The sequence below is a fragment of the Comamonas sp. FG99 genome (genome assembly GCF_057808605.1).
Genome location: NZ_JBMDII010000018.1, coordinates 95617 through 101686 on the forward strand (window position 1 = coordinate 95617; position 6070 = coordinate 101686).

General features: G+C 68.6%; 6 protein-coding genes. 5 read left to right on the forward strand and 1 reads right to left on the reverse strand.

What is annotated here, in order from left to right; translation table 11 throughout:
* Positions 1 to 16: 16 nt before the first annotated feature.
* The 5 genes from ACODRX_RS14015 to ACODRX_RS14035 are packed head-to-tail and all read left to right on the forward strand — an operon-like array spanning position 17 to position 5334.
* On the forward strand, positions 17 to 1030 hold the full coding sequence (locus ACODRX_RS14015) for a branched-chain amino acid ABC transporter permease (protein WP_488872128.1): 1014 nt from the start codon (positions 17 to 19) through the stop codon (positions 1028 to 1030).
* Positions 1027 to 1815, forward strand: coding sequence for an ABC transporter ATP-binding protein (locus ACODRX_RS14020; protein ID WP_488872129.1), 789 nt, complete (start codon positions 1027 to 1029; stop codon positions 1813 to 1815). Before ACODRX_RS14015 ends, ACODRX_RS14020 begins: the two co-directional genes overlap by 4 nt.
* Complete coding sequence (locus tag ACODRX_RS14025; protein WP_488872130.1) at positions 1812 to 2525, forward strand: ABC transporter ATP-binding protein; 714 nt, start codon at positions 1812 to 1814, stop codon at positions 2523 to 2525. The genes ACODRX_RS14020 and ACODRX_RS14025 overlap by 4 nt, the downstream gene beginning before the upstream one ends.
* Before the next feature lie 32 nt (positions 2526 to 2557).
* Positions 2558 to 3832, forward strand: coding sequence for a Zn-dependent hydrolase (locus ACODRX_RS14030; RefSeq protein WP_488872131.1), 1275 nt, complete (start codon positions 2558 to 2560; stop codon positions 3830 to 3832).
* Complete coding sequence (locus tag ACODRX_RS14035) at positions 3829 to 5334, forward strand: M81 family metallopeptidase (protein ID WP_488872132.1); 1506 nt, start codon at positions 3829 to 3831, stop codon at positions 5332 to 5334. Before ACODRX_RS14030 ends, ACODRX_RS14035 begins: the two co-directional genes overlap by 4 nt.
* Before the next feature lie 15 nt (positions 5335 to 5349).
* Here ACODRX_RS14035 and ACODRX_RS14040 read toward each other — a convergent pair whose 3' ends face one another.
* Positions 5350 to 5964 (reverse strand): hypothetical protein, encoded by a 615-nt coding sequence (locus ACODRX_RS14040; protein ID WP_488872133.1) that lies wholly within the window; start codon positions 5962 to 5964, stop codon positions 5350 to 5352.
* Positions 5965 to 6070 lie beyond the last annotated feature (106 nt).

A 6070-nucleotide genomic window follows, 5' to 3' on the forward strand; every position in this document is an offset into this window, starting at 1 on the left:
AATGGGCACTACATCCATGTCAAAGCATATTCAATTCCTCGTCGCGTTGGCGATCGTGCTCGCCATGCCGCTGTTCATGAAGTCGGGCTCGCTGGCCAGCGAGGTGCTGATCTATGGCCTGGCCGCCATGGGCTGCAACCTGCTGCTGGGCTACACCGGCCTGCTGTCGTTCGGCCAGGGCATCTTCTTCGGCCTGGGCAGCTACACGCTGGGCATCCTGCTCACGCGGCTGCCAGCATTCATAAATCTTCCGATGCCGGTTGCGCTGGCGAGTGCCGTGCTCATGGGCGCCCTTGGCGCGGCCATCGTCGGCTGGGTCGCCATCCGCCAGCGCGGCACGTATTTCGTGATGCTCACGCTCGCCTTCGCGCAGATGTTCTACTTTCTGGCCTACAGCCTGCCCGGCCTCACCGGCGGCGACAACGGGCTGATGGACATCCCGCGCAAGTCGCTCGCGGTCGCGGGCCGGACCCTCGTTCCACTGGACTCGCCCTGGCAGTACTACGGCTTCGTGGCGGTGCTGTTCCTGATCGTCTATGCGCTGCTGCGCCGCGTGTGCGATTCGATCTTCGGCCGCACGCTGCTGGCGGTGCGCGACAACGAGGAGCGCGCCGCCGCCGTAGGCTACAACCTGCGCTTGCTGAAGCTGCAGGCCTTCGTGATCTCGGGCGCGGTCACCGGCCTGGCCGGCGCCCTGCATGCGCTGATGACCGGCATCGCGCCGCTGTCGAACGCCGAATACCACACCAGCGAGATGATCCTGGTGATGACCGTGATCGGCGGCACCGGCAATCTGCTGGCATCGCTGCTGGGCGCCGCGTTCTACGTGCTGCTGGGCGACTGGCTGTCCACGCTGTGGCCGCGCTGGCTGCTAATCCTTGGCGTGGTGCTGATGGCGGTGAGCCTTGGCATGCAGGGCGGCCTGTGGGGTCTGTGCCAGCGGCTGGGGCGGCTGGTGGGCGGCAAGGGCCACGATCGGGATGACGCCGCGCCGCATGGCGAGGCATCGGCGAAGGGAGGCCGCGCATGAACGCAGGCACAACGCGGCAGCCGGCGGTGCTGCTCGAAGCGGTGGGCGTCGAAAAGCGCTACGACAAGTTCGTCGCGCTTGGCGGCGTGAACCTCCAGGTCCGCGCCAACACCGTGCATTCGGTGATCGGGCCGAACGGCGCGGGCAAGACCACGCTGTTCCACATGCTCACCGGTACCAAGACCGTGAGCGGCGGCAGGATCGTTTTCGACGGCCACGACGTGACGCGCGAGCCCGACTACATGCGCGTGCGCCGCGGCATGGCGCGCTCGTTTCAGGTGACCAGTCTGTTCCTCACGCTGCCGGTGCGCGAGAACCTGCGCCTGGCGGCGCAGGGCATCGATCCGGCCAAGGCGCTCAATGGCTGGAGCGCGCCGCTGGGCCGGCTCTCGTGCGCGCAGACGGTGGATGCGGTGCTGCAGCGCGTGGGCATGCAGCGCCATGCGAACACGCCGGTCGGCAACCTGTCGCACGGCCAGCAGCGCCGCCTCGAAGTGGGCATGGCGCTGGCGGCCCGGCCCAAGGCCATCTTCCTTGATGAGCCGACCTCGGGCATGGGCATCGACGATCTGGACGAGATGAAGCACCTGATCAAGAGCCTCAAGCAGGACCACACCGTGGTGCTGATCGAGCACAACATGAACATCGTCATGGACATCTCCGACACCATCACCGTGATGCAGCAGGGCCGCGTGCTCGCGGAGGGCCTGCCGGCCGATATCCGCAACGACGAGCGCGTGCGCAAGGCCTATCTGGGCAACATGATCACCGGAGGCAAGGCATGAGCGGCAATGCACTCACGCAAGTCGAGAACGTGCACGCGCACTACGGCAAGAGCCATGTGCTGCAGGGCGTGACGCTGCAGGTGCGGGATGGCGAGCTGGTCACGCTGCTGGGGCGCAACGGCGCCGGCAAGACCACCACGCTCAAGACCATTGCCGGCGTGCTGCCGCCCACGCAGGGCCAGGTGCGCTTCGGCGGCGAAGCGCTGGGCCGGCTGGTCACGCACCAGGTGGCGCAGCGCGGCATCTGCCTGGTGCCCGAGCACCGCGGCATCTTCAAGCTGCTCACGGTCGAGGAGAACCTGCTGCTGGGCCAGCGCCGGCAGTCCAAGTGGCAGCTGGAGGACATCTACCGGATCTTTCCGCGCCTCAGGGAGCGCCGCAGCAACGGCGGCGGCCAGCTCTCGGGCGGCGAGCAGCAGATGCTGGCCATCGGCCGCGCGCTGATGAATGCGCCGCGCCTGCTGATGCTCGACGAGCCGGTGGAGGGGCTGGCGCCGGTGATCGTGGAGGAGATCGTCGCCCAGCTCAAGGTGATCAAGGCGGCGGGCGTCTCGATCCTGCTGGTGGAGCAGAACCTCGAAGTCTGCACCCAGCTGGCCGACCGGCACTACATCATCGAGCAGGGCAGCATCGTCTACGAAGGCTCGAACAGCGACTTCCTCGCCAACGAGGAGGTGAAGGACCGGTATCTCGGCGTGGGCATGGCCTGACGCGCAGATGGCATAGCACTGGAGTTTTCAGCATGGATACGAACCCCCTCGCCCCGGCGGCATCCCCGGACATCAAGGCGCTGCGCGTGAATGGCGCGCGCCTGTGGCAATCGCTCATGGAGCTGGCGCAGATCGGCGGCACCGAAAAAGGCGGCGTCTGCCGCCTGGCGCTCACCGAGCTCGACCGCCAGGGGCGCGACCGGTTCTCGCAATGGGCGCGCGAAGCGGGCTGCACGCTGCGCGTCGACGCCATCGGCAACATCTTCGCGCGCCGCGCCGGCGCGGACGACAGCCTGCCGCCGGTGATGACCGGCAGCCACATCGACACCCAGCCCACGGGCGGCAAGTTCGACGGCAACTATGGCGTGCTCGCGGGCATCGAGGTGCTGAGAACCTTGAACGATGCCGGCATACGCACGCGCGCGCCGCTCGAAGTGGCGGTATGGACCAACGAGGAGGGCTCGCGCTTCGTGCCGGTGATGATGGGCTCGGGCGTATTCGTGGGCGCGTTCACGCTGGAGCATGCGCTCAAGGCCGAAGACCACGAGGGCACCAGCGTGCGCGATGCGCTCAGGCAGATCGGCTATGCCGGCGAGGCCGGCGCGGCGCACCCGGTGGGCGCCTACTTCGAGGCGCATATCGAGCAGGGCCCGGTGCTGGAGAATCACCGCAAGGTGATCGGCGTGGTGCAGGCCGCGCTCGGCCAGCGCTGGTACGACGTTACCGTGCAAGGCATGGAGGCGCATGCGGGCCCGACGCCGATGGAGCTGCGCAAGGACGCGCTGCTGGCCGCCAGCGAGCTGGTGCGCGAGGTCAACCGCATCGCGCTCGAGCGCAAGCCGCATGCGCGCGGCACGGTCGGCTCGATGGAGGTGTTTCCCAATTCGCGCAACGTGATCCCGGGCAGCGTGAAGTTCAGCGTCGACCTGCGCGCGCCCGATGACGAGCAGCTCGGCGGCATGGACGCCGCGATCCGCGCCGCCTGCGCGCGTGTCGCGCAGGCCAGCGGCCTGAAGATCGATATCGAGCAGGTGGTCTACTTTCCGCCGCAGCCGTTCACGCCCGCGCTGGTCGAGGCGGTGCGCGCCAATGCGGCGGAGCTTGGCTACAGCGCCATGGACTGCGTGAGCGGCGCAGGCCACGACGCGGTGTATGTGGCCCGCGTCGCGCCGGCGGCGATGATCTTCGTGCCCTGCGCCGACGGCATCAGCCACAACGAGATCGAGGACGCCGAGCCCGAGCACCTGGAGGCCGGCTGCAACGTGCTGCTGCGCGCCATGCTGGCCAGCGCCGGAGTCGCGGCATGAGCGCAGCGCACAAGGCCCGGCCGCGGTTCCTCATCGCGCGGCTGAACCACGAGACCAATACCTTCTCGCCGGTGCCCACGCCCATCGAGGCCTTCGCGCCGGCCTATGGCGAGGACGCCTACCGCGCCAACAAGGGCATGCGCACCGCGATGGCCGCGTTCATCGAGCTCGCGCAGGCCGAGGGCGCGGAGCTGGTGACGCCGGTGTCCGCCATGGCCAACCCCAGCGGCCCGGTGCATGCCGATGCCTATGGCGAGCTCACCCGCCGCATCGTCGAGGCGGTGCCCGGCTGCGACGCCATCCTGCTCGACCTGCATGGCGCGATGGTGGCCGACAACAGCCTCGACGGCGAGGGCGACCTGCTGGAGCGGGTGCGCGCCGCCGCGCCCGGGGTGCCGATCGGGGTGGCGCTCGATTTGCACGGCAACATCACCGAGAAGATCGTGCGCAATGCCGACGTGGTGGTGGGCTTCAAGACCTATCCGCACATCGACATGTACGAGACCGGCGAGCACGCCGCCCGCCTGCTCATCGAGATGTGGCGCGGGCAGGCGCAGTACCAGGTCATCTGGAAGCCGCTGGCGCTGATGAGCCACACGCTGCGCAGCACCACGCTCGGCGGCGCGATGAAGGACGCCTGCGAGCGCGCCAGCCAGCTGGAGGCGCAGCAGGGCCTGCCCGCGGTCTCGGTCTTCGGCGGCTTCTCGCTGGCCGACATTCCCGCACCGTGCATGAGCGTGGTCGCCACCGTGCAAAAGGAGCGGGCCGGCGCGCAGCAGGCGCTCATCGATGCGTTTGCCGACGCTATCTGGCAGCGCCGCGCCGAGTTCGTCTACCGCAGCGAGCCGCTGGAGGCCTCGCTGCGGCAGGCGCGGCAGCTTGCCGCCACCGAAGGCCTGGCGCAGCGCAAGCCGGTGCTGCTGCTCGACCATGGCGACAACTGCATGTCCGGCGGCAGCTGCGACACCATGGACGTGCTGCAGACCGCGCTGGCGCTGGGCATGGACGGCATTGCCGTCGGCCCGCTGTGCGACCCGCAGGCGGTGGCGCAGATGTTCGCCGCGGGCGAAGGCGCCGGGATCGACATCGCGCTGGGCAACAAGCGCTCGCTGCAGCACCTGGGCATGCACAAAGAGCCGCTGCAGCTGCGCGGCACGGTGCGCCGGCTCGGCGATGGCCGCTACACCGTCTGCGGCCCGATCTACAACGGCATGCAATGCCATATGGGCCGCACGGCGCTGCTCGATATCGGCGCGGCGCAGATCGTGGTGACCGAGCAGACGCACGAGCCCTGGGACCTGGGCGTGTTCCACTGCGTGGGGCTCGACCCCACGCAATGGCGCTACCTGCTGCTCAAGTCGCGCATGTACTGCCGGCCGGTGTTCGTGCCGCTGTCGGCCGGCCTGGTCGAATGCGACAGCCCCGGCGCGACCACCTCGGACTACGCGCGCTTTGCGTTCAGGCAGGTGCGGCGGCCGGTGTTTCCGCTGGACGCCATTTGAGCCGCGCTGGGGCGGCTACCTGGCGCCGGTCAGCGCCAGGTAGGCCTGCCGGGTCTCGGGCGACACGCTTTGCAGCACCTGCTCGTAGCTGGTCTGGTTGCGCAGCTGCATGCGGGCCGAGGCCACGGCGCGCGACTTGCAGAACCAGTGGCAGGTGTGCTGCATCAGGTACAGCTCGGCCAGCAGGGTGTAGGCCTTGTCCTTGGGCGCGAGCCCGGCGGCGTTCTGCGCCACGCGGCTGATGCCGTCGGCATGCAGGTTGATCGCGGTGCGCAGGTCGAACCCGCCGCGGCTGCCCTGCAGCCTGGCGAGCAGCCGCGAGAACGGAAAGGCCAGCGGCTGGTTGTCGATGCGAAAGCCGCTGCCGCCGGGCTCGGGCGCCTGGGCCAGGGTGCCGGCAAAGCTGTTGAACTGGCTGGACAGGCTTTTTTCCACCGGCAGCTGCAGCTCCCAGATCTGCGCCTGCCGCGCCGCATCAGATTCGCCCAGGGCCCGCATGTAGCCGCCCACCAGGCGCTCCATGAGCTTTTCGATGTCGTAGTTGCGCAGGTAGTGCGCCAGCAACTGGATGCGCTGCTTCTGCGCCTTGGCGCGCAGCACGAAGGCGGCGCCCAGGGCTAGAACGACCAATAGCAGTAAATCCATAGGCAACGCGGCATCTCGGAGGCTGAAACCAGGCTGATTCTAGGGCCTGTTCACACAAAGCACGGGGATCGCGTTGAGTCCTCTTGGGAGG

Coding starts and splice junctions, on each gene's coding strand:
- ACODRX_RS14015 (WP_488872128.1), top strand. CDS start 17: ATGTCAAAGCATATTCAATTCCTCGTCGCGTTGGCGATCGTGCTCGCC.
- ACODRX_RS14020 (WP_488872129.1), top strand. CDS start 1,027: ATGAACGCAGGCACAACGCGGCAGCCGGCGGTGCTGCTCGAAGCGGTG.
- ACODRX_RS14025 (WP_488872130.1), top strand. CDS start 1,812: ATGAGCGGCAATGCACTCACGCAAGTCGAGAACGTGCACGCGCACTAC.
- ACODRX_RS14030 (WP_488872131.1), top strand. CDS start 2,558: ATGGATACGAACCCCCTCGCCCCGGCGGCATCCCCGGACATCAAGGCG.
- ACODRX_RS14035 (WP_488872132.1), top strand. CDS start 3,829: ATGAGCGCAGCGCACAAGGCCCGGCCGCGGTTCCTCATCGCGCGGCTG.